We start from the raw sequence: 21,375 nt of genomic DNA, 5'->3' as shown, positions 1-21,375 counted from the left end.
CGCTGCCCGCGGCAGACGGTCACGGCAGCTCGATGCCCAGGTCCCAGCCGTCGTGCGCGTGCGTGCACAGGCAGGAGCGGGACTCCGTCTCCGGCAGGGCCGCCACCGCGTCGAAGAGGACCTCGCGCAGTCGGCCGACGTTCTCGCCGAACACCTTCAGGACCTCGGTGTGGGAGACGCCCTCTCCCGTCTCGGCGCCCGCGTCCAGGTCCGTGACCAGCGCCATCGAGGTGTAGCAGAGCCCCAGCTCGCGCGCGAGGACCGCCTCCGGGTGCCCGGTCATCCCGACGACCGCCCAGCCCGCGGCGGCGTGCCACCGCGACTCCGCCCGCGTGGAGAAGCGCGGCCCCTCTATGACGACCATGGTTCCGCCGTCCACCGGCTCCCAGTCCCGGCCTCGGGCCGCCGCGATCGCCACGGACCGGCCCACCGGGCAGTACGGGTCGGCGAAGGTGGTGTGCACGACGTTGGGAACGGAACCGTCGGGGAGCGGCTCCCCGTCGAAGAAGGTCTGCGCGCGGGACTTCGTACGGTCGACCAGCTGGTCGGGAACGAGCAGCGTGCCAGGTCCGTACTCGGCCCGCAGGCCGCCGACCGCACACGGGCCCAGCACCTGGCGGACGCCGACCGAGCGCAGGGCCCACAGGTTGGCCCGGTAGTTGATCTTGTGCGGTGGGACGGTGTGGCTGCGTCCGTGCCGGGGGAGGAAGGCCACCTGGCGGCCGGCCAGCTCACCCACGTACAGCGAGTCGCTCGGAGGCCCGTACGGGGTCTCCACCTGGACCTCGGTCACGTCCTCCAGGAAGGAGTAGAAGCCCGAACCGCCGATGACACCGATCTCTGCGTTCACCATGCGGCCCACCCTAACCGGGCATGCCGAAGGCCCCGCTGCCCGGTCAGGGCGGGCGGGGCCTCGGACGAAGCGATCAGGCGGCCGACGTGGAGCTGCTGCTCGAGGACGACGAGGACGACGAAGCGGCGGCGGTCGACGTCGTGGACGACGACGAGCTCGCGGCCGGCTTCGAGGCAGGGGTGCTGCTCGACGAGGCGCCGCGGCTGTCGTTCCGGTAGAAACCGGAGCCCTTGAAGACGATGCCGACCGCGGAGAACACCTTCTTCAGGCGTCCGTCGCAGTTCGGGCACACGGTCAGCGCGTCATCGGTGAACTTCTGCACGGCCTCAAGGCCCTCACCGCACTCGGTGCACTGGTACTGGTAGGTCGGCACGAATTTCCTCCTGGCACTCTCACTCAATGAGTGCTAACGACGCTCCATGGTGACGTATTCCGGCGGATCAGTCCACCGTCACCGGCACGCGGTGACCGATCCCACGCTCGTTCACCCGGTCACGGGCGGCCGGCGCGGAAGCGCTCGACCCCGCGGCAGCGGCCTGAGCAGCAGCCGGAGCGGCGGCCTGAGCAGCAGCCGGAGCAGCGGGCGCGGCCGCCGGCCCGGACGAGCTCACGATCCGGCTCGGGGCCTTCGGGGCCAGCTTCCCGCGCAGTGCCAGCAGGGTGGTCAGCGCGAGCGCGGTGGCGGCCATGGGGACCAGGAAGCCGTACGAGGAGCCGTGCGCGTCCGTCAGGCGGCCGGCGAGCGTGACCGCGATGGCCTGGCCGAAGGCGATCGACCCGGTCAGCCAGGTGAAGGCCTCGGTCCGGGCGTTGGCGGGGACCAGCTGCTCGACCATCGTGTAGCCGGTGATCAGCGCCGGGGCGATGAACAGGCCCACGACCAGACCGAGGGCGCCCAGCAGGATCACCGAGTGGGCGGCCCACAGGACGGACGCGGCGGCGGTGAGACCGATGTAGCCCAGGATCAGCCGGCGACGCGGGCCGATCTTCCAGGCGATGGCGCCCATGGCGATGCCGGCGATCATGTTGCCGGCCGCGAAGACGCCGTAGAGCAGGCCGTTGGCCCCGGGGTTGCCGATCTCGTTGGAGAAGGCGGCGAGCGAGACCTGCATGCCGCCGAAGACGGCGCCGATCCCGAGGAAGGCGAAGATCAGGACGCGCAGACCCGGGAAGGACAGCGCGAAGGCGCGCTTCTCACCGGTGGCCGACGGTGCGTGCGGCTTGGGCTGGGTGGCGCGACGGGCCGCGAAGAGCAGGCCGCCGAGCAGCGTCAGCGTGGCCTCGGTGATCAGGCCGGCCGCCGGGTGGACGCCGGTGCACAGGGCGGTCGCCAGGACCGGGCCGACGACGAAGGTGAACTCGTCGGTGACGGACTCGAAGGCGGCGGCCGTGGACAGCAGCGGCGAGCCCTCCAGCTTGGCGGCCCAGCGGGCCCGGACCATCGGGCCGACCTGCGGCACCGAGGCGCCGGTGGGGACGGCGGCGAGGGCCAGTGCCCAGACCGGAGCACCCAAGAGGGCGAGCGCGGCCAGGCCGCTGACGGCGGCGGCGTGCGTGAGCACCACGGGGAGCAGGACGGCGCTCTGGCCGAGGCGGTCGGTGAAGATGCCCATCAGGGGGGCGGAGAGGGCCATCGAGACGCCGGTGACGGCGGCGACGATGCCGGCGCTGCCGTAGGAGCCGGTGGTGTGCTGGACCAGCAGCAGGATGCCGATGGTCAGCATGCCGAAGGGGAGGCGAGCTGCGAAGCCGGGGAGTACGAAGCCGAGGGCACCGGGCGTGCGCAGGAGCTGTCCGTAGCCGGGGCGGGCGGAGTTTTCGGTCGTGACCGCGGATGTCACGGCCTTGCCTTTCCGCTGCCTGGTAGAGCGTCCCCGTCTGCGGACGGTGCTTCGCCTTGTGAGCGGCCGCACCCGTACATGTGGGAGCCCCGAGAGCTGTCCTCTTGCGCAGAACCGAGTGATACCTGGGCGCCCACTGCGGGAGGGTGCCACGGCCGCTTTGCGGTCGCGCCAGCTCTGCGTCAGGCAGAGTTGGTTCGATCTGTTGTGCCTTCATCGTACAGGCGATGTCACTACCACGCCCTGTGATTGCGCCGACAACCTGTGTCTTCACCTGCGATTAACGGGAGCTTCGCACGTGAGGGGCTTGCGAACAGGGGTGAAACGGGACGGATCGCAGTGAAAACAGCGAATAGAACGTCGCTCTAACGCGATCCGGTCCCGTTCCCCGTGCCCAGCCACCCCGCCAGCTTGCCGCCGCGCGCCACCGCCCGCAGCCGCGCCTCGGCCGCGTCCCGCACCGGATCCGTCGCCACCACCAGCAGCTCGTCCCCGCGCCGCAGCACGGTCGAGGGCAGCGGTACGAAGCTCTTCGCGTCCCGGACCACCAGCGTGACCGAGGCCCCCGGCGGCAGCCGCAGCTCGCTCACCTCCACGCCGTGCATCCGCGAGGCGGGCGGGATCTCGAAGGAGAGCAGGTGTCCGCGCAGCTTCTCCAGCGGCGCCGACTCGATGCCGAGGTCGGAGGCGGTCTCCTCGCCCTTGCCGAGGTTCAGCTTGCGCGCCAGCCAGGGCAGGGTCGGCCCCTGCACCAGGGTGTAGACGACGACCAGCACGAAGACGATGTTGAAGACGCGGTCGCTGCCCTCGATCCCGGACACCATCGGGATGGTCGCCAGGATGATGGGCACGGCGCCGCGCAGGCCCGCCCACGACATCAGGGCCTGCTCCTGCCACGGGATCCGGAAGGGCAGCAGGCTGATGAAGACCTCCAGGGGCCGCGCCACCATCGTGAGCACCAGCCCGATGACCACGGCGGGCCAGAAGTCGTGGACCAGCTCGTGCGGGGTGACCAGCAGGCCCAGCAGCACGAACATGCCGATCTGGGCGATCCAGCCGAGCCCGTCCGCGAACCCCCGGGTGGCCGGCCAGTGCGGGAGCTTCGCGTTGCCGAGCACCATCGCGGCCAGGTACACGGCGAGGAAGCCGGAGCCGTGCGCGATCGCGCCGGCCGCGTACGCCGTGATGGCGATGGCCATGACGGCGATCGGGTAGAGGCCGGAGGCGGGCAGTGCCACGTGCCGCAGGCCGTACGCGCCCAGGAAGCCCACGGTCAGGCCGATCGCGACGCCGATCGCCAGCTCCAGCGCGATCTTGCCGAGCAGGACGTACCAGTCGTCCACCGGGCCGACGGTGGCGAAGGCCACCACCAGGATGACGACGGGTGCGTCGTTGAAGCCGGACTCGGCCTCCAGGACACCGGTGATCCGGGAGGGCAGCGGGACCTTCCGCAGCACCGAGAAGACGGCCGCCGCGTCGGTCGAGGAGACGACCGCGCCGATCAGGAGGGCTTGGCGCCAGTCCAGTCCGACCAGGTAGTGCGCTCCAGCCGCCGTCACGCCCACGCTGATCGCGACGCCCACCAGGGACAGCATGATCGCCGCCGGCAGGGCCGGCTTGATCTCTTTCCATTTCGTGCCCAGACCGCCCTCGGCGAGGATCACCACGAGTGCGGCGTAGCCGATCACCTGGGTCAGCTCGGCATTGTCGAACACGACGTTGCCTATGCCGTCCTGGCCTATCGCGACGCCTATGCCGAGGTAGATGAGCAGGCTGGGCAGGCCGCTGCGCGAAGAGACCCGCACCGCCGCGACGGCGACGAGCAGTACGAGCGAGCAGACCAGCAGAAGCTCATTGAGCGTGTGGACAGTCAGCGGGCGGCCCTCCTCAATGCGCCCGGCGGATCGATCCTCCCGGCGACAAGTTCGGCAAGTAGTTCGTTACCTTACCTAATCTTTGACGCGCCCTTTACGCGATAACCACATTGTGAAACGCCTGTTCGCCCCTGTCGTTCGGACCTCTACCCCTGGAGGATCAACGAAGGCGGTCCTGCGCCTATGGTTGCTCCCAGCACTCCCAGGACCACCCTGCCCCTCTAAGGACAGCGATGCCCGCCAACGAAACCGCTCCTCCCGCCAAGAAGAAGGGACGACGCGCCCGTCTGATCGTGCTCGTACTGGTCCTGGCGCTCTTCGCGGGCCTCGGCTACGGGGCGTACTGGGGCGTGGACAGCGTGCGCGCCTCCTTCCCCCAGACCACCGGCTCCCTCAAGGTGCCCGGCCTGACCGGGACCGTCGACGTCAAGCGCGACGCCAACGGCATTCCGCAGCTCTACGCCGACAACGACGACGACCTCTTCCGCGCGCAGGGCTTCGTGCACGCGCAGGACCGGTTCTGGGAGATGGACGTACGCCGCCACATGACCTCCGGGCGGCTCTCGGAGATGTTCGGCTCCGGCCAGGTCGAGACCGACGCCTTCCTGCGCACGCTCGGCTGGCGCCAGGTCGCCCAGGCCGAGTTCGAGAACAAGCTGTCGCCCGAGACCAAGAAGTATCTGCAGGCCTACGCCGACGGGGTCAACGCGTACCTGAAGGGGAAGTCCGGCAAGGACCTCTCCGTCGAGCACGCGGCCCTCAAGCTGAGCGACGACTACCAGCCCGAGCAGTGGTCGCCGGTGGACTCGGTGGCCTGGCTCAAGGCGATGGCCTGGGACCTGCGCGGCAACATGCAGGACGAGATCGACCGCGCGCTGATGGCGAGCAAGCTCTCGCAGGCGCAGATCGACGAGCTCTACCCGCCGTACCCCTTCGACCGCAACAAGCCGATCGTCGACGGCGGCAAGGTCGAGGGCGGCAAGTACGCGCCCCAGGGCTCCGGCTCGACGGGCTCCGGCTCGGGCTCCGGCTCCAACGGCTCCGGCTCGGGCAGCGGCGCCGCCCTGGGCTCCCAGGCCTCCACGGGGACCGGCACCGGAACGGCCGCGGGAACCGGCCTCGCCGACAACGTCACCGCCCAGGGCGCGACCGTGGGCCTGCGCGACCAGCTGACGGCCCTCGCCGCCACCCTGGACAAGGTCCCCGCGATCCTCGGCCCCAACGGCAGCGGCATCGGCTCGAACTCCTGGGTCGTCTCCGGCAAGTACACGACCACCGGCAAGCCGCTGCTCGCCAACGACCCGCACCTGTCCCCGCAGCTGCCCTCGGTCTGGTACCAGATGGGCCTGCACTGCCGCACCGTCTCGGCCCAGTGCCAGTACGACGTGGCCGGCTACACCTTCTCCGGCATGCCGGGCGTGGTGATCGGCCACAACGCCGACATCGCCTGGGGCATGACCAACCTCGGCGCCGACGTCACCGACCTCTTCCTGGAGCAGGTCAAGCCCGAGGGCTACGTCTACGACGGCAGGGTGCTCCCCTTCGCCACCCGCGAAGAGGTCATCAAGGTCGCGGGCGGCGACAGCAAGAAGATCACCGTCCGCACCACCAACAACGGCCCGCTCGTCTCCGACCGCAGCGAGGAACTCGCCACGGTCGGCACCCGGGCCCCCGTCGCCAGCTCCGCCCCCGACCGCGGCGACGGTTACGCCGTCGCCCTGCGCTGGACGGCGCTGGACCCGGGCAAGACCATGGACGCGGTCTTCAAGCTGGACCGGGCCAAGAACTTCGACGACTTCCGCAAGGCGGCCGCCGACTTCGACGTGCCCTCCCAGAACCTGATCTACGCCGACAACAAGGGCCTCACCGGCAACATCGGCTACCAGGCCCCGGGCCGCATCCCGGTGCGCAACCAGGGCGACGGCCGGATGCCCGCCCCCGGCTGGGACTCCAAGTACGCCTGGAAGGGCGGCAAGGACGGCAACGCCGGCTACATCCCGCAGGGCGAGATGCCCTTCGACTCCAACCCGTCGCGCGGCTACATCGTCACCGCCAACCAGGCCGTCGTGGAGAGCGGGACCGGCGCGGGCAAGTACCCGTACCTGCTGACCACCGACTGGGGCTACGGCGCCCGCAGCCAGCGGATCAACGACCTCATCGAGGCGAAGATCAAGGACGGCGGGAAGATCTCGACCGACGACATGCGCACCATGCAGATGGACAACAGCAGTGAGATCGCCGCGCTGCTGACCCCGATGCTGGCGAAGATCCAGGTCTCCGACCCGGGCGTGCGCGCCGCGCAGAAGCTGCTGGACGGCTGGAACTACACCCAGGAGTCCGACTCGGCGGCCGCGGCCTACTTCAACGCGGTCTGGCGCAACATCCTCAAGCTGTCCTTCGGCGACAAGATGCCCAAGGAGCTGCGGATCGAGGGCAGCTGCATGAACGTCCTCGGCAACGGCACCGGCCCCGCCGACGACCTCGCCAAGACCGTCCGCGAATGCGGCACCCGCGGCCCCGACTCGGCGCAGCCGGACGGCGGTGACCGCTGGTTCGAGGTGGTCCGCCGGCTGGTCAAGGACGAGAAGTCGCAGTGGTGGAGCTCGCCCAGGACGCTCACCCAGCCCGCGACCACCACCCGCGACGAGCTCTTCGCCCGGGCCATGAAGGACGCCCGCTGGGAGCTCACCGCCAAGCTCGGCAAGGACCAGTCCACCTGGAGCTGGGGCCGGCTGCACCAGCTGAACCTGAAGAACCAGACGATCGGCACCGAGGGCCCCGGCTTCATGCAGTGGCTCCTCAACCGCGGCCCGTGGAACCTGGGCGGCGGCGAGGCCACCGTCAACGCCACCGGCTGGAACGCCTCCAGCGGGTACGGGGTCACGTGGGTGCCGTCGATGCGGATGGTCGTGAACCTCAACGACCTCGACAAGTCCCGCTGGATCAACCTGACGGGCGCCTCGGGGCACGCGTACAGCTCCCACTACACGGACCAGACGACGCTGTGGGCCAAGGGAGAGCTGCTGGAGTGGCCCTTCGGCAAGGACGCCGTCGAGAAGGCCACGGTCGACACCCTGACCCTCAAGCCGGCCGGTTCATGAGCTGAATCGGCGCACCCCCGACGGGGTCGCCACCGCTCGCACGGGGTGGTCGTGCGGTTCCTCCGGGACCCGCGCGACCACCTCGTCGTCGTAGAGGAGCACCACCAGCGCGGGACGCGCCCCGGCGCGCTCCAGCCGCTCCAGCACGCGGTCGTACGAGCCTCCGCCGCGGCCGAGCCGCATGCCGCGCCCGTCGACGGCGAGGCCGGGCAGCAGCACGGCGTCGGCCCCGGTCACCGCGTCGGGTCCCAGCGCCGGCCCGGTGGGCTCCAGCAGGCGCATCTTCCCGGGGTGGGCGGCCTCGGCGAGGCTGGGCGGGCCTTCGTACGCCGCCCAGTCGAGGTCGTTGTCGGGCAGCAGCAGGGGCAGCAGCACGCGCTTGCCGGCCGCGCGCAGGGCGTCGAGGAGTGCCCGGGTGCCGGGTTCGGTGCCCACGGAGACGTACGCCGCCACCGTCCGCGCATCGGCCAGTTCGGGCAGTTCGAGGGCCGTGACGGCGAGCTGCGCGGCGGCCGTGCGGCAGGTTTCGGGCGACAAGGCGCGGCGGGCGGCGAGGAGTTCGCGGCGCAGCCGGGCCTTCGCGGACGCGGTGGGCGGGTTCTCGGTCACGAGGAAATCAAATATCCTTGCGAATCGGGTCATACGTGGATCTACCTGCTGCGATCTCGTCTGACGTTCGACAGGACCCACTATCGTTCGGGGCATGACTATGTTGCACCCCGTGATCAAGAAGGCCGTGATTCCGGCCGCTGGCCTCGGCACCCGCTTCCTTCCGGCGACCAAGGCGACCCCGAAGGAAATGCTCCCGGTCGTGGACAAGCCGGCCATCCAGTACGTGGTGGAGGAGGCCGTCGCGGCCGGGCTCGACGATGTCCTCATGATCACTGGGCGTAACAAGCGTGCCCTGGAAGACCACTTCGACCGGAACTACGAGCTGGAGTCGGCTCTCATCGCCAAGGGCGACGACGACCGCCTGAAGAAGGTCCAGGAATCCAGCGACCTCGCGACCATGCACTACGTCCGCCAGGGCGACCCCCGGGGCCTCGGCCACGCCGTGCTCTGCGCCGAGCCGCACGTCGGCCGCGAGCCCTTCGCCGTCCTGCTCGGTGACGACCTCATCGACCCGCGCGACCCGCTGCTGCGTCAGATGGCCGACATCCACGCCCGCACCGGCGGCACCGTCATCGCGCTCATGGAGGTCGACCCGGCCAGCGTCCACCTCTACGGCTGCGCCGCCGTCGAGGCCACCGACGAGCAGGACGTGGTCCGCATCACCGGCCTCGTCGAGAAGCCGGAGCCCGAGGACGCGCCCAGCAACTTCGCGGTCATCGGACGCTACGTCCTCAACCCCGCGATCTTCGACATACTGCGGGAGACCGAGCCGGGCCGCGGCGGGGAGATCCAGCTCACCGACGCCCTGCAGAAGCTTGCCGCCGACGAGAGCGTCGGCGGCCCGGTGCACGGCGTGGTCTTCCGGGGCCGTCGCTACGACACCGGGGACCGCGGCGACTACCTGCGGGCCATCGTCCGCCTCGCGTGCGAGCGCGACGACCTCGGCCCCGAGTTCCGCACCTGGCTTCACCGTTACGTCACGGAGGAGATGTAGCACCTTGAGCAGTTCCGCACCGCAGCATCCAGGACCGGCGGGCGGCCACCGTCTGTGGTCCGTGGACGAGCACCTCGCGGACGTCCTCGCGGCCGTCCGGCCGCTGGAGCCCATCGAGCTCCAGCTGCTGGACGCCCAGGGCTGTGTCCTCGTCGAGGACGTCACCGTGCCCGTCGCCCTCCCGCCCTTCGACAACAGCTCCATGGACGGCTACGCCGTCCGCACGGCCGACGTCCAGGGTGCGAGCGAGGAGTTCCCCGCGGTGCTGACGGTCGTCGGGGACGTCGCGGCGGGCAGCGGTGAGCTGCCCACCGTGGGCCCCGGCGAGGCCGCCCGGATCATGACCGGCGCCCCGCTGCCGCCCGGTGCGGAAGCCGTCGTACCGGTGGAGTGGACCGACGGCGGCACGGGCGGCGGGGCGGCCGCCGGGATGACCCCGGCCAGCGCGGCCCCCGAGCAGGCCGGCGGCGAGGTGCGGGTGCACCGCGCCGCCGAGGCGCGGGCACACGTCCGCGCGCGCGGCAGCGACGTACAGGCCGGTGACCTGGCGCTGGCCGCCGGGACCGTCCTCGGGCCGCCGCAGATCGCCCTGCTGGCCGCCATCGGGCGCGGCACCGTACGGGTCCGGCCCCGGCCCCGCGTCGTCGTCCTGTCCACCGGCAGCGAGCTCGTCCAGCCCGGCGAGGCGCTCACCTCGGGCACGATCTACGACTCCAACAGCTTCGCGCTCGCCGCCGCCGCCCGGGACGCCGGAGCCATCGCGTACCGCGTCGGCGCCGTCGCGGACGACGCCGACACCCTGCGCGCCACCATCGAGGACCAGCTGATCCGTGCCGACCTGCTGGTCACCACGGGCGGGGTCAGCGTCGGCGCGTACGACGTCGTCAAGGAGGCGCTGTCCTGCGTCGGCTCGGGCGACGAGGCCTCCGGGGACGTGGACGGCGGCGGGATCGACTTCCGCAAGCTGGCCATGCAGCCCGGCAAGCCGCAGGGCTTCGGCACGATCGGCCCGGACCACACCCCGCTGCTGGCCCTGCCCGGCAACCCGGTGTCCTCGTACGTCTCTTTCGAGCTGTTCGTGCGCCCCGCGATCCGCACGCTGATGGGCCTGCCGGAGTCCGAGGTCCGGCGGCCGAGCGTCCGGGCGGTGCTGACGGCCGACAAGGCGCTCGGCTCCCCGGCCGGCCGCCGCCAGTTCCTGCGCGGCAAGTACGACGCGCAGAGCGGCACGGTCAGCCCGGTCGGCGGATCGGGCTCCCACCTGATCGCCGCGCTGGCGCACGCCGACTCGCTGATCGTCGTACCGGAGGACGTCACCTCGGTGGAGCCCGGGACCGAGCTGGAAGTGGTCCTGCTCGGCTGAAGTGCGGCCGGTGCGGGTAGCGTGTTGCACCACACAGGCCCCTCGGGGCCCGGACGGAAGCGACGCGCAGAGTTATGAGTACGCAGAGCAGGCTGACCCACATCGACGAGGCCGGCGCGGCCCGGATGGTCGACGTCTCCGAGAAGGACGTCACCACCCGGACGGCCCGGGCCAGTGGACGGGTTCTGGTCTCCCCCCGGGTGATCGAGCTGCTGCGCGGCGAGGGCGTCCCCAAGGGCGATGCCCTCGCCACCGCGCGGATCGCCGGGATCATGGGGGCGAAGAAGACCCCCGACCTGATCCCGCTCTGCCACCCGCTGGCGGTCTCCGGCGTGAAGGTCGACCTCAAGGTCGCCGACGACGCCGTCGAGATCCTCGCCACCGTGAAGACGACCGACCGTACGGGCGTCGAGATGGAGGCGCTGACCGCCGTCGCGGTCGCCGGCCTCACCGTGATCGACATGGTGAAGGCGGTCGACAAGGGCGCGGTCATCACGGACGTCCGGGTGGAGGAGAAGACCGGCGGCAAGTCCGGCGACTGGGCGCGCTCGTGAACGCCCCGCGCGGCGGTGAGGTCCACAGCCACGTGGGCCACGTCCCCGGGACCCAGGAAGCCGTGCCCGCCACCGACCCCGCCACCGCCCCCGCAGCCCGCGGCCGGGCGCTCGTCGTCACGGCCTCCAACCGCGCCTCGCAGGGCGTGTACGCCGACAAGGGCGGCCCGCTGCTGGCGCGGGCGCTGGAGGAGCTCGGTTTCACGGTGGACGGGCCGCGGGTCGTCCCGGACGGCGATCCCGTGGAGCAGGCGCTGCGCGAGGGCGTGGCCGGCGGCTACGACGTCATCCTGACCACCGGCGGGACCGGGATCTCGCCCACGGACCGCACCCCTGACGCCACCGCGCGCGTGCTGGACTACGAGATCCCGGGGATCCCGCAGGCCATCCGCGCCGAAGGCCTGGCGCAGGTGCCGACCGCGGCCCTGTCCCGGGGCCTCGCGGGAGTCGCGGGGCACACCCTCATCGTCAACCTGCCCGGTTCGACGGGCGGGGTGCGCGACGGCCTCGCCGTCCTCTCCCGCATCCTTCCGCACGCCGTGGACCAGATCCGCGGCGGCGATCACCCCAGACCGGCGGGACCCCCCGGGAGCGAGAGCTGAACGGCCCCACCTGGCCGGTCGTGCTGACGGACGGCGACGTGACCCTCCGGCCGATAAGACTGCGGGACCAGAAGGCCTGGCGCGAGGTCAACCGGCGCAACCGCGACTGGCTCCGGCCGTGGGAGGCGACGATCCCGCCGCCCGCGCCGTGGGGGCCGGTGGTGCAGCGGCCCACGTACCGCCAGATGGTCCGCCACCTGCGGGCGGAGGCGAACGCGGGCCGGATGCTGCCCTTCGTCATCGAGTACCAGGGCCGCCTGGTGGGCCAGCTGACGGTCGCCGGGATCACCTGGGGCTCGATGTGCGCGGCGCACGTCGGCTACTGGGTGGACCGCGAGGTCGCCGGCCGCGGCGTGATGCCCACGGCGGTCGCGCTGGCGGTGGACCACTGCTTCGGGAAGGTCGGCCTGCACCGGATCGAGGTGTGCATCCGTCCCGAGAACGGGCCGAGCCGGCGGGTCGTGGAGAAGCTGGGCCTGCGCGAGGAGGGACTGCGTCCGCGGTACCTGCACATCGACGGGGCCTGGCGCGACCACCTCGTGTACGCGGTCACGGCGGAGGAGGTGCCGGATGGGCTGCTGCGCCGCTGGCACCGGACCCGGCACACGAAGACACCGCCGAAATAGATAACCGAATACCCGTTCGAATTACTGGTGCGGCAAGGGGCCGGGGACCGATTCGCCCATAACCTGATCCGAAGAATCACAAAAAAAGTCCGTGATATCAGCGAGATCGCGCGACACACCGGCCCAATTGGCCGATCCCCCCGCCCGCGCCCCTCTACGGTGTGAGGTGTGAGCAGCAGCGGCCTCATCTACGCAGTCATTGTCGGGGCCTGGGCCGCCTACTTGGTGCCCATGTGGCTCCGGAGGCAGGACGAGCTGAACGAGGCCCGTCCGACGGAACGCTTCTCCACCGCCATTCGGCTGCTTTCCGGCCGGGCGGGAATGGAGCGCCGTTACGCCAAGGGGCTGCGTGAGCGCGGTGACGAGGAGGCGGGGCCCCAGCCCCACGCGGACCCGGACGCCGCGACGGAGAAGGTGAATTCCGTCGACGCCGACGCCCGGGCCGTCGGCGTGCCCCCGACCAGGGCGGAGCCGAGACCGGCCGCCGCCGAGCGGGAGCAGCGCGCGGAGCGGGCCCGGCGCGAACAGCGCCTCCAGGTCCTCGCCCGCCGCCGGCGCACCACCGCGCTCCTCTTCCTGGTCTTCACCCTCGGCGCGGTCGTCGCGGCCGTGGGCGGTCTGCGCTTCCTGTGGGCCCCGGCCGTGCCCGCCCTGCTGCTGAGCGCGTACATCGTGCACCTGCGGGTACAGGAGCGGCGGCGCTACGAGTTCACGATGGACCGGCGGCGCGCCGAGGCCGCCGCGCGGCAGCTGCGCGAGAACCGGCCGCGGCGCCGCGACTCCGGGGACCCCGCCCCCGCGGGCGCCGAACCGGACCCTGCGCCACCGGTCTCCCCGCAGGAGGCCGGGCGGCGCGCGCTCGTCGAGCAGACCGACCACGCCGAGTGGGTGGACCAGCAGCGCGAACGCGAACGCGGCCCCGCCCGCGGTGACAGCTGGGAGCCGGTCCCGGTCCCGCTGCCGACGTACGTGACGGCCCCGGTCGCCCCCCGCGCCACCGGCCCGGCGGCCCCCGACGCCTGGAGCGCGACCCGCTCCAGCACGGCCGAGCCGACGGAACCCCGCCTGCGCGCCCAGCCCGCGGCCCCCAAGCCGGACGCGAAGCCGCAGACCACCCCGCGCCCCCGCGGCCAGGCAGGCGCCCGCACCCCGCTGTTCGACCAGTACGAGAGCGACGACCGCCCGCGCGCCGCCAACGAGTGAGGGGTGACCTGCGCGGACGCCCCGGGAAACGCGTTTTGGAGCAGCCGCGCGGGGATGCTAATGTTTCACACGTCGCAAGGGCCTGTGGCGCAGTCTGGTAGCGCACCTCGTTCGCATCGAGGGGGTCTGGGGTTCAAATCCCCACAGGTCCACAGACGATGAAGATCCCGTCCGATCGCAAGATCGGGCGGGATCTTCTGCTTTCCCGGTACTTCCCGTGCTGACCGTGCTTCCCGTGCTTCCCGTGCTTTTCGGGGCCTTCCCGCCGGGACCGTACCGGCCGGTAAACCCCGTGCGTCTCCTCACCCCCCGGCCGATAGGCTCCGCCTGCCCGCAACTCCCGTGATGGTCACCGGGGTCGGGTCTGTTTTCACTGGGGGGTTCATGAACTTGCTGCCGATCGGCAGAAGACCGGGGGACGGACGGGGGAGAGGGGCCCGCGCGGGTGTCGCCTCCGGGGCGTTGCTGCTCGCCGTCCTGACCGCTTTCGCCGGCCAGACCGGATCCGCCCTCGCGGCGGCGGCGCCGCCCGGGGCCACCGCCCCGGCGCAGGCGGAGCCCGCCGCGCCGGCCGGGCCCAAGGCCCCGCCGAAGGCGGACCCGAAGGCCGACCACGAGGCCGCCGTGCGGGCGCTCGGCAAGAGCGACGCCGCCGAGACCTGCCCTCCGGCCCTCGCGCCGCACACGACCGTCACCTGCACCGTCGACCCGCACAAGACCGCCTCCTTCTCGCTCGCACTGCCGCAGCAGAAGGACGTCGTCCTCTACCAGGTCGTCACCCAAAGCTGGGCCAACCACAAGCTGGTGGCCCCGGACGGCACCACGGTCACCTGTGAGAACGTCCTCGGTTCCGGCAGCGCCGGCGGGGCACTGCGCTGCCCCACCGGCACGGCCGGCACGTACAAGCTGGAGGTCACGGACTCCTACGGGGCGCCGAACGCCATCTCCGTGTCGTACGTCCCGCTGCTCTCCTCCACCGCCTGCAGGGCGGTCGGCGCCGCCGACCGCAGGCTCGGCGCCCCGACCGTGTTCCACGGCTCGCCGGCCGCCGGTTCGGCGGGCGACTGCTACACGCTGGACCTGGCCGCGAACGACGTCCTGCGCAGCTACGCGTCCACGTACCGGGTGGGCCAGGACGTCTACGACGCCACCGGCAAGATGGTCTGCAGCACGGACAGCCACCGCGGCGAGACGCTCGACTGCAAGCTCACCGGTACCGCGCCGTACCGGATGTCGGTGCTCCAGGGCTCCGGCACCGCCGAGAACTACGACCTCACCGTGGCCCGGCTCTCCCAGCCCGAGGGCTGCGCGGTGGTGGAACCGCAGGCGTTCGGGGCCGCCCCGGACCTGAGCTCCACGGCCCGCTGCCGCACCCTGCGGGTGGCGCAGGCCGCGCACCACACGTTCGCCCCGGTCTCCTCCGGAAGCGTCCCGTACGGCGCGCTGTTCGACGCCCAGGGCGCCGCGATCACCGCCTGCGGGCAGGGCGCCTGCGAGCTGCCCACCGGCGTCCACACCTGGGCCGTCGACCCCCGGAGCACCGACGCCGGCGCGTTCGGGATGGCCTTCCACTCCGCCAAGGAGACCCGCGGCTGCACCGCGACGCACGACAACGGCCTGGTGGCCGGTCCGGCCACCGGCACCTTCGGCGGGCCCGGGCAGCAGCTCTGCCTGACCCTGCCGACGGCGACCGGCAACGGTCTCTACCTGCTCAACCGGCCCCCCGCCGAGGGCGCCGGCGCGGCCGTCACGGTCTACGACGCCGCCGGTGCCCCGCAGTGCGCGGAGGACGGCTACGCGTACTACGTCTGCAAGCTGACCGGGACCGCCCCCTTCCGCGCGGTCCTGAGCGGCCCGCCGTCCCAGGCGTTCCGGCTGGTCATCCACCGGACCGGCGAGGCCGCGGGCTGCGCCGCGTGGCCCCAGACCGGGTTCGACGGGTCCTGGGGTGCCGAGGTCCCGCTCGGCGGGGAGGCCCGGCAGCAGTGCCTGAGCCTGCCGGCCGACAAGCACGCCACCGCCGAGATGCTCGACTACACCAACGAGCAGAACAAGGTGAACGGCACGATCCAGGTGGTCGACTCCTCGGGCACCGTGGTGTGCTCGACCATCGGAGGCTCGACCACCACCTGCGCTCTCGGCGCCGGTGTGCCGTACACCGCCATGGTCGTCTTCACCGGCTGGGGAACGGACACCTACAAGGTGGTCCGGCGTGACATCTCGCCGACCGCGAAGTGCACCGCGCCCGCCTCGACGACGGTCACCGGCCAGTCGACCTCCTTCGACCTGACGTCGGCCCTGGACGCCCGCTGCGTCCGGGTCACCGGCGCCGCCACGGACAAGTTCTGGCTGAGTTCGCGGACCCTCGAGGACCCGCGGTACGCACCGTCGACGCTGCTGACGGCGGTCGACTCCAACGGGAAGCCCGCCTGCCGCCAGTGGGGCCTGTCCTGCCGGGTCACCGGGTCGACGTCGTACGTCGTGATCGTGCTCGCCTCCGGCTACCAGGACAAGCCGATCCACACCAACGTGGACACCTGGAAGGTCGGCACGGCCGCCGGATGGGCGCCGGAGTGCACGGCCAACCCCATCACCGTCAACGGCTTCCCGGCGCGCAGCGGAGTGCTCTCCGAGTCCTCGGCGGGCTACTGCGCCGTGGTCGACGTGAAGCCCAATCAGGCCTTCAAGGTCGCCGGGAACAGCAGCACGACCAGCAGCGCGCACCCGTCCCTGAACCTGCACGGTGCGGCCCAGTGGACGAGCACCGGCGTCGAGTTCCAGTGCACCCAGTTCGCGGGCGTGTTCGGCGCCCGGTGCCTGACCCTCGGGAACGCCGAGGCCGGCCAGGCCGTACTCCTGATGAGCGCCGGCCGCAGCGCCACGCCCGTCGAGTACAGCATGCAGGGACTGTGCGACTCCGAGTGCGCCCTCCCGCAGCCGGGGGCCGTGCCCTCGTCCATCAGCCCGGCGACGGGCGCCGCCGGCACGCGGACCCACGCCGTCGTGCACGGTACGGGGCTCACCCTGGACACCAAGCTCCACCTGGTGCCCAGTGACACGGGCGGCGACCCGAGGCCGGTCATGAAGGTGCTGTCCGTGAACGCGGACGGCACCGCGCTGGACGTGCTGGTCGACACCAACGGGCTGGCGCCGGGCACCTACGACGTCGCGCGCGACGGCTACGTGCCCACTCCCGGGGTGCCCTCCGCGGGCTACCTGCCGAAGGCGTACACGGTGACGGCCGCGGCCGAGCTCTCGAAGAGCCGGTTCGTGCCGATCGCTCCCTCGCGGTTCCTGGACACGCGTGACGGCACCGGGGCCGGCAAGGCGCGGGTCGGTCCCGGTGGGGTCGTGACGCTCCAGGTGGCCGGGGTGAAGGGCGTGCCCGCGAGCGGGGTGACCGCGGTCGTCATGAACGTGACCGCCGTCAACCCGACCGAGGCGGGCCACGTGATGGTCTACCCGAACGGGCAGCCGAAGCCCGCGGTGTCGAACCTCAACTTCGCGGCCGGGCAGATCGTGCCCAACCTGGTGACCGTCCCGGTCGTCAACGGGAAGGTGGACCTGCGCAACAACGCCGGTTCGGTCGACCTGATCGCGGACGTCACCGGGTACTACACCGACAAGGCGGCCACCGGTTCCGCGCTGACGCCGATCACGCCCACCCGGTTCCTGGACACGCGTGACGGCACCGGGGCCGGCAAGGCGCGCGTCGGCCCCGGCGGGGTCGTGACGCTCCAGGTGGCCGGCGTGAAGGGCGTCCCCGCGAGCGGGGTGACCGCCGTCGTCATGAACGTGACCGCCGTCGGTCCGACCGAGGCTGGCCACGTCACCGTCTACCCGAACGGGCAGGCGGCCCCCGGGGTGTCGAACCTCAACTTCACCGCCGGGCAGGTCGTCCCGAACCTGGTGACGGTCCCCGTCGTCAACGGCAAGGTCGACCTGCGCAACAACTCGGGCTCCGTCGACCTGATCGCGGACGTCACCGGCTACTACTCGGCCACCGGGTCGACGTTCTCGGCCGGTTCGCCGGTGCGGCTGCTGGACACCCGCTACGGTCTCGGCGCCCGCGCCGGATCCGTCGGCCAGGGCGGCGTCGTCAGCCTGCAGATCGCCGGCGTCGAGGGCGTACCGCTGACCGGGGTGACCGCGGTGGTCCTGAACGTCACCGTCACGGCGCCCACGCAGGACGGCCACCTGATCGTCCAGCCGCACGGGGTGCCGCGTCCCAACGTGTCGAACCTCAACTTCACGGCCGGACGGACGGTCTCCAACCTGGTGGTCGTCCCCGTCGTAGACGGTCGGGTGACCTTCTACAACAACACCGGTTCCGCCGACGTGATCGCCGACCTGAACGGCTGGTTCACCTCCTGACGGAGCCGCGTCGAACACGAGAACACGAAGGGCCCGTCCGGTCACACGACCGGGCGGGCCCTTCGCCTGCGGTCAGTTCACCGAGTCGAGCCTGGCGCGCCGCTCCGCGGTGAGGCCGAGGTCCACCGCGCCCAGGTTCTCCTCCAGCTGCGCCACCGAGGAGGCGCATATCAGGTGCGCACTGTCCGGGCCGGGCGAAGGGGGCTTCCTCAGCGGCTCGTTGACGGCCGCTCGTCGAGGAAGCCGCTTCGGGCGATGAGGTACGCGAGCTGCGCGCGGCTGCGGCTGCCGAACAGTTCGGCCGCCCAGCGCATGTGGGTGGAGACGCTGCGCGGGCTCATGCCGAGCCGCGCGGCGATCGCCTCGTCCGTGTGGCCGTTGACCATGTGGCGCAGGATCGTCCGGCGGACGTCGTCGGTGAGCTCGGCCGGCAGCCCCCCGGCGGGGGCGTCCCGCAGCGGCGCGGCGCGCTGCCAGGTGTGGTCGAAGATGCCGGCGAGGTAGCGGACGACCCCGGGGTGCTCGATGGCCAGGGCGACCTGGCTGCGCTCGGCGCCGGGGTCGGGGACGAAGGCGATCCTGCGGTCGCAGATGATCAGCCGGTCGAACACCTCGTCCAGGGTGCGGACCTCGCCGCCCGCCCGCGAGATCTGCTCCACGTAGGCCAGCGTGGGCTGGTGGGAGCGGACGGTGTGCTCGTAGACGGTGCGCTGGCGCACGCCGCGGCCGAGCGCGGCGAGGTCGCTGGGGAGCGCCTCGTCGAGCGTCTTCTGCGGGCGCCCGCCGCCCGGCTGGGCGGTCAGCAGTTCGTCCTGGCAGGCCTGGACGGCCGCGGCGAGGGTGGCGGTGATGGTGGCCGGGCCCCGCACCGTGCGGACCGGGTGGGCGTCCGTGCGGTCGTAGCTCTCCCGATAGACCTCCTGGGCGCGGGAGATCGAGGTGCGGACGGCCGCCAGGGCGTTGCGCTTCTCCTCGATGGCCCGTTCCAGGCGGTCCACGCGGGCGTCGGCCGCGAGCCGGGGCGGGACGGGGGCGAGGCAACCGTCGGGCAGCCGCCGGACGAGCCCCAGGTCGAGCAGGCACGGAGGGCAGTCGCCGTCGGGATCCCGCCCCCGCAGGAGGTCCGCGTAGTGCCGCAGGCCGTCCGCGCAGATCTCGCCACCACCGGCCCCGGCGGGGTCACCCCCGTCGGTTGTATCCCTGTCCGTGCACATGTGTCCACCCTGCTGGTTTGCGCAATGCGTGATCATCCTGCCGGTCGGCCGCTGACTACGGGAACGCCTGGCGCCACCATGAATTCCCACGGGAACCGCATCGGGCCATTGGCCGGGAAGGTGGGAAATGATGGGTTCATGGGGATCGGTGACGAACGGGACAGTGGGACGGCGGCCGCCTGGGCGGCCCTCGGGGGAGCACCGGAGCTCGTCCGCCGAGTCCGCTTCGCCGGAGCCGGTGACCTCGAAGGAGGACCGCTGCCGGTGCGGGAGCTGGCGCGAGCCACTGTGAGCGTCTGCGCCCTGGCGGCGGGCGAGCTGGCCGCGGTGCGGGGCGCGGGCGCGTCGGGGGACGCGCCCGCCCTCGTGGTGGACGAGGGCGCGGTCGCGACGGCCTTCGTCAGCGAACGGCACCTGCGCGTGGAAGGCCGGGCGCCGGTGAGCTTCGCCCCGCTGTCGGGCTTCTGGCAGGCCGCCGATGGATGGGTCCGTACGCACGCCAACTACCCGCACCACCGGGCGGCGTTGGTGCGTGCGCTGGGGCTGCCGTCCGCGACACCGGAGGCGCTGCGCGCCGCGGTGGCGGCGCGGACGGCCGTCGACGTGCAGGAACTCGCGTACGGGGCGGGCGGACTCGCCGTCGCCGTGACGCGGGAGTACGGGGCACCGCAGCCGCTGGTGGAGTGCGTACGGCCGGCCGGCGCGCGGGGGCGGACGCTCGGCGCGGCCCCGTCGGGTCGACCCGCCACGGGGGTGCGGGTGCTGGACCTGACGCGGGTCATCGCCGGGCCCGTCGCGACGCGGACGCTCGGGCTGCTGGGCGCGGACGTCCTGCGGATCGACCCGCCGGGGCTGCCGGAGGCGGACGACGCGTACGCGGACACCGGCTTCGGGAAGCGGTCGGCGCGGCTCGACCTGACGGCGGCCGGGGACCGGGCGGTCTTCGAGGGGCTGCTGGCCGAGGCCGACGTGGTCGTGAGCGGGTACCGGCCGGGGGCGCTGGAACGCCTCGGGTTCGGGGCGGCCGACCTGCTGGAGCGGCGGCCCGGGCTGGTGGTGGCCGAGCTGTGCGCGTGGGGGTGGACGGGGCCGTGGGCGGCGCGCCGGGGGTTCGACTCGCTGGTGCAGGCCGGGTACGGGATCGCTGCGCGCTGTGCGGGGGACGGGGGCGTGCCCGGAGTGCTGCCCGCGCAGGCGCTGGACCACGGGACCGGGTACCTGGTGGCGGCGGGTGTGCTCCGGGCGTTGGCGGGTGGGGGCGGGCCGTGGCTGCGGTTCTCGCTGGCGGGGACGGCGTCGTGGCTGGTGCGGGAGCTTGCGGCGGCGCCGCGGGGCGGCGGGGCGTACGAGGCGGAGCCGTGGCTGCGGGAGGCCGGGTCGGGGTACGGGGCGTTGCGGCACGCCGCCAGTCCCTTCGGGGAGTGGGAGCGGGGGCCGTCGCGGTGGGGCACGGACCCCGCCGCCTGGCTCCCGCGGTAGGCCGGCCGCGCGCCGGCTGCCAGGGCTCCGCCCCGGGCCCCGCGTCTCGAACGCCGGCGGGGCCGGAAGAGCGGGGCTCGGCCCCGGACCCCGCGTCTCGAACGGCGGCGGGGCCGGAAGAGCGGGGCTCCGCCCCGGGCCCCGCGCCTCAGACGCCGGCCCGGCCGGGTGCGGGGAGGGGCTGGGCTCAGTGCAGGGGTTTCGTCATGCAGCGGCTGGAGTCGTGGAAGCGGTAGTGGCCGAACTTCCGGGACATCGTGTAGCCCGCGGAGAGGTAGAGGGCTATCGCCTCCGGCTGCTGGTCGCCCGTTTCGAGGACCATGCGGAGGCGGCCCGCCGCGCGGGCGTCGGCTTCCAGGGCGGCCAGGATGCGGCGGGCCAGGCCCAGGCCACGGGCTTCCGGCACGACGTACATGCGTTTGAGTTCGGCGTCGCCGTCCGAGTAGCCCTCGTCGTTCTCGTCCTGGACGCGCCAGCCGCCGCTCGCCACCGGGGCGCCCGTGGCGTCGTACGCCAGGAGGTACAGGCCGCGCGGCGGGGTGAACATCGCCGGGTCCAGGAACGTCGCATCGCCCTCGCCGTCGTACCGCTCCCGGTATTCGAGCTGGACCTGGTCGTTGAGTTCGACCGCGTCCGGGTGGTCGTACGGCACGGTGCGGAGCTGGATCCGGTGAGGCATCCGAAC

Annotated in this window: 16 protein-coding genes and 1 tRNA gene; 10 read left to right on the top strand and 7 right to left on the bottom strand. The window is 72.5% G+C overall.

The window, feature by feature from the left end:
* Positions 1-19: 19 nt before the first annotated feature.
* The 4 genes from ACFYP3_RS17140 to ACFYP3_RS17125 all read right to left on the bottom strand — a co-directional run bounded on the left by ACFYP3_RS17140 (position 20) and on the right by ACFYP3_RS17125 (position 4,586).
* A complete protein-coding gene (locus ACFYP3_RS17140) occupies positions 20-853 on the bottom strand; it encodes an S-methyl-5'-thioadenosine phosphorylase (protein WP_388832589.1) in 834 nt (277 codons plus the stop codon).
* Between the two features lie 73 nt (positions 854-926).
* On the bottom strand, positions 927-1,226 hold the full coding sequence (locus ACFYP3_RS17135; RefSeq protein WP_388832586.1) for an FmdB family zinc ribbon protein: 300 nt from the start codon (positions 1,224-1,226) through the stop codon (positions 927-929).
* Between the two features lie 67 nt (positions 1,227-1,293).
* Positions 1,294-2,694: an MFS transporter gene (locus ACFYP3_RS17130; protein ID WP_388832583.1), complete on the bottom strand. Its 1,401-nt coding sequence runs from the start codon at positions 2,692-2,694 to the stop codon at positions 1,294-1,296.
* A gap of 365 nt (positions 2,695-3,059) precedes the next feature.
* The gene (locus ACFYP3_RS17125; RefSeq protein ID WP_388832663.1) at positions 3,060-4,586 is read right to left on the bottom strand and encodes a potassium/proton antiporter; all 1,527 of its coding nucleotides are present in this window, start codon (positions 4,584-4,586) and stop codon (positions 3,060-3,062) included.
* 215 nt (positions 4,587-4,801) lie between these two features.
* On the opposite strand from ACFYP3_RS17125, the gene ACFYP3_RS17120 reads away from it, so the two are divergent.
* On the top strand, positions 4,802-7,669 hold the full coding sequence (locus ACFYP3_RS17120; protein WP_388832580.1) for a penicillin acylase family protein: 2,868 nt from the start codon (positions 4,802-4,804) through the stop codon (positions 7,667-7,669).
* Here ACFYP3_RS17120 and ACFYP3_RS17115 read toward each other — a convergent pair.
* Entirely contained in the window at positions 7,664-8,311 is a 648-nt protein-coding gene (locus ACFYP3_RS17115; RefSeq protein ID WP_388832577.1) for a 5-formyltetrahydrofolate cyclo-ligase, read from the bottom strand. The two genes, ACFYP3_RS17120 and ACFYP3_RS17115, sit on opposite strands and share 6 nt — an antisense overlap.
* A gap of 61 nt (positions 8,312-8,372) precedes the next feature.
* On the opposite strand from ACFYP3_RS17115, the gene galU reads away from it, so the two are divergent.
* The 8 genes from galU to ACFYP3_RS17075 all read left to right on the top strand — a co-directional run bounded on the left by galU (position 8,373) and on the right by ACFYP3_RS17075 (position 17,997).
* Entirely contained in the window at positions 8,373-9,275 is a 903-nt protein-coding gene (gene galU / locus ACFYP3_RS17110) for a UTP--glucose-1-phosphate uridylyltransferase GalU (RefSeq protein ID WP_388832574.1), read from the top strand.
* A gap of 4 nt (positions 9,276-9,279) precedes the next feature.
* Positions 9,280-10,638 carry a gephyrin-like molybdotransferase Glp gene (gene glp, locus ACFYP3_RS17105; RefSeq protein ID WP_388832571.1) on the top strand — a complete coding sequence of 453 codons (1,359 nt, stop codon included), beginning with the start codon at positions 9,280-9,282 and terminating at the stop codon, positions 10,636-10,638.
* A gap of 74 nt (positions 10,639-10,712) precedes the next feature.
* The gene (gene moaC, locus ACFYP3_RS17100) at positions 10,713-11,192 is read left to right on the top strand and encodes a cyclic pyranopterin monophosphate synthase MoaC (RefSeq protein WP_030706954.1); all 480 of its coding nucleotides are present in this window, start codon (positions 10,713-10,715) and stop codon (positions 11,190-11,192) included.
* 62 nt (positions 11,193-11,254) lie between these two features.
* A complete protein-coding gene (locus ACFYP3_RS17095) occupies positions 11,255-11,794 on the top strand; it encodes a molybdenum cofactor biosynthesis protein B (protein ID WP_388832660.1) in 540 nt (179 codons plus the stop codon).
* Positions 11,791-12,420: a GNAT family N-acetyltransferase gene (locus tag ACFYP3_RS17090; RefSeq protein ID WP_388832657.1), complete on the top strand. Its 630-nt coding sequence runs from the start codon at positions 11,791-11,793 to the stop codon at positions 12,418-12,420. Before ACFYP3_RS17095 ends, ACFYP3_RS17090 begins: the two co-directional genes overlap by 4 nt.
* Positions 12,421-12,588: 168 nt before the next feature.
* Complete coding sequence (locus ACFYP3_RS17085; protein ID WP_388832568.1) at positions 12,589-13,623, top strand: hypothetical protein; 1,035 nt, start codon at positions 12,589-12,591, stop codon at positions 13,621-13,623.
* A gap of 78 nt (positions 13,624-13,701) precedes the next feature.
* Positions 13,702-13,775, top strand: a tRNA-Ala gene (locus ACFYP3_RS17080).
* A 232-nt stretch (positions 13,776-14,007) separates the two neighbouring features.
* Positions 14,008-17,997 carry a hypothetical protein gene (locus tag ACFYP3_RS17075; protein ID WP_388832565.1) on the top strand — a complete coding sequence of 1,330 codons (3,990 nt, stop codon included), beginning with the start codon at positions 14,008-14,010 and terminating at the stop codon, positions 17,995-17,997.
* 209 nt (positions 17,998-18,206) lie between these two features.
* On the opposite strand, the gene ACFYP3_RS17070 is transcribed toward ACFYP3_RS17075, so the two are convergent.
* The gene (locus ACFYP3_RS17070) at positions 18,207-19,211 is read right to left on the bottom strand and encodes a LuxR C-terminal-related transcriptional regulator (protein WP_388832562.1); all 1,005 of its coding nucleotides are present in this window, start codon (positions 19,209-19,211) and stop codon (positions 18,207-18,209) included.
* A 138-nt stretch (positions 19,212-19,349) separates the two neighbouring features.
* Between ACFYP3_RS17070 and ACFYP3_RS17065 the strand changes: the two genes are divergently transcribed.
* Entirely contained in the window at positions 19,350-20,690 is a 1,341-nt protein-coding gene (locus ACFYP3_RS17065; RefSeq protein ID WP_388832559.1) for a CoA transferase, read from the top strand.
* 187 nt (positions 20,691-20,877) lie between these two features.
* Here ACFYP3_RS17065 and ACFYP3_RS17060 read toward each other — a convergent pair whose 3' ends face one another.
* Positions 20,878-21,369 carry a GNAT family N-acetyltransferase gene (locus ACFYP3_RS17060; protein ID WP_388832556.1) on the bottom strand — a complete coding sequence of 164 codons (492 nt, stop codon included), beginning with the start codon at positions 21,367-21,369 and terminating at the stop codon, positions 20,878-20,880.
* Between the last annotated feature and the right edge of the window lie 6 nt (positions 21,370-21,375).

This window comes from Streptomyces sp. NPDC005533, from assembly GCF_042871845.1.
Taxonomy (GTDB): domain Bacteria; phylum Actinomycetota; class Actinomycetes; order Streptomycetales; family Streptomycetaceae; genus Streptomyces.
This window is presented reverse-complemented; position numbering and strand designations above follow the sequence as displayed.

Coding starts and splice junctions, on each gene's coding strand:
- ACFYP3_RS17115 (WP_388832577.1), bottom strand. CDS start 8,311: ATGACCCGATTCGCAAGGATATTTGATTTCCTCGTGACCGAGAACCCG.
- ACFYP3_RS17120 (WP_388832580.1), top strand. CDS start 4,802: ATGCCCGCCAACGAAACCGCTCCTCCCGCCAAGAAGAAGGGACGACGC.
- ACFYP3_RS17140 (WP_388832589.1), bottom strand. CDS start 853: ATGGTGAACGCAGAGATCGGTGTCATCGGCGGTTCGGGCTTCTACTCC.
- ACFYP3_RS17065 (WP_388832559.1), top strand. CDS start 19,350: ATGGGGATCGGTGACGAACGGGACAGTGGGACGGCGGCCGCCTGGGCG.
- ACFYP3_RS17060 (WP_388832556.1), bottom strand. CDS start 21,369: ATGCCTCACCGGATCCAGCTCCGCACCGTGCCGTACGACCACCCGGAC.
- ACFYP3_RS17075 (WP_388832565.1), top strand. CDS start 14,008: ATGAACTTGCTGCCGATCGGCAGAAGACCGGGGGACGGACGGGGGAGA.
- ACFYP3_RS17070 (WP_388832562.1), bottom strand. CDS start 19,211: ATGTGCACGGACAGGGATACAACCGACGGGGGTGACCCCGCCGGGGCC.
- galU (WP_388832574.1), top strand. CDS start 8,373: ATGACTATGTTGCACCCCGTGATCAAGAAGGCCGTGATTCCGGCCGCT.
- moaC (WP_030706954.1), top strand. CDS start 10,713: ATGAGTACGCAGAGCAGGCTGACCCACATCGACGAGGCCGGCGCGGCC.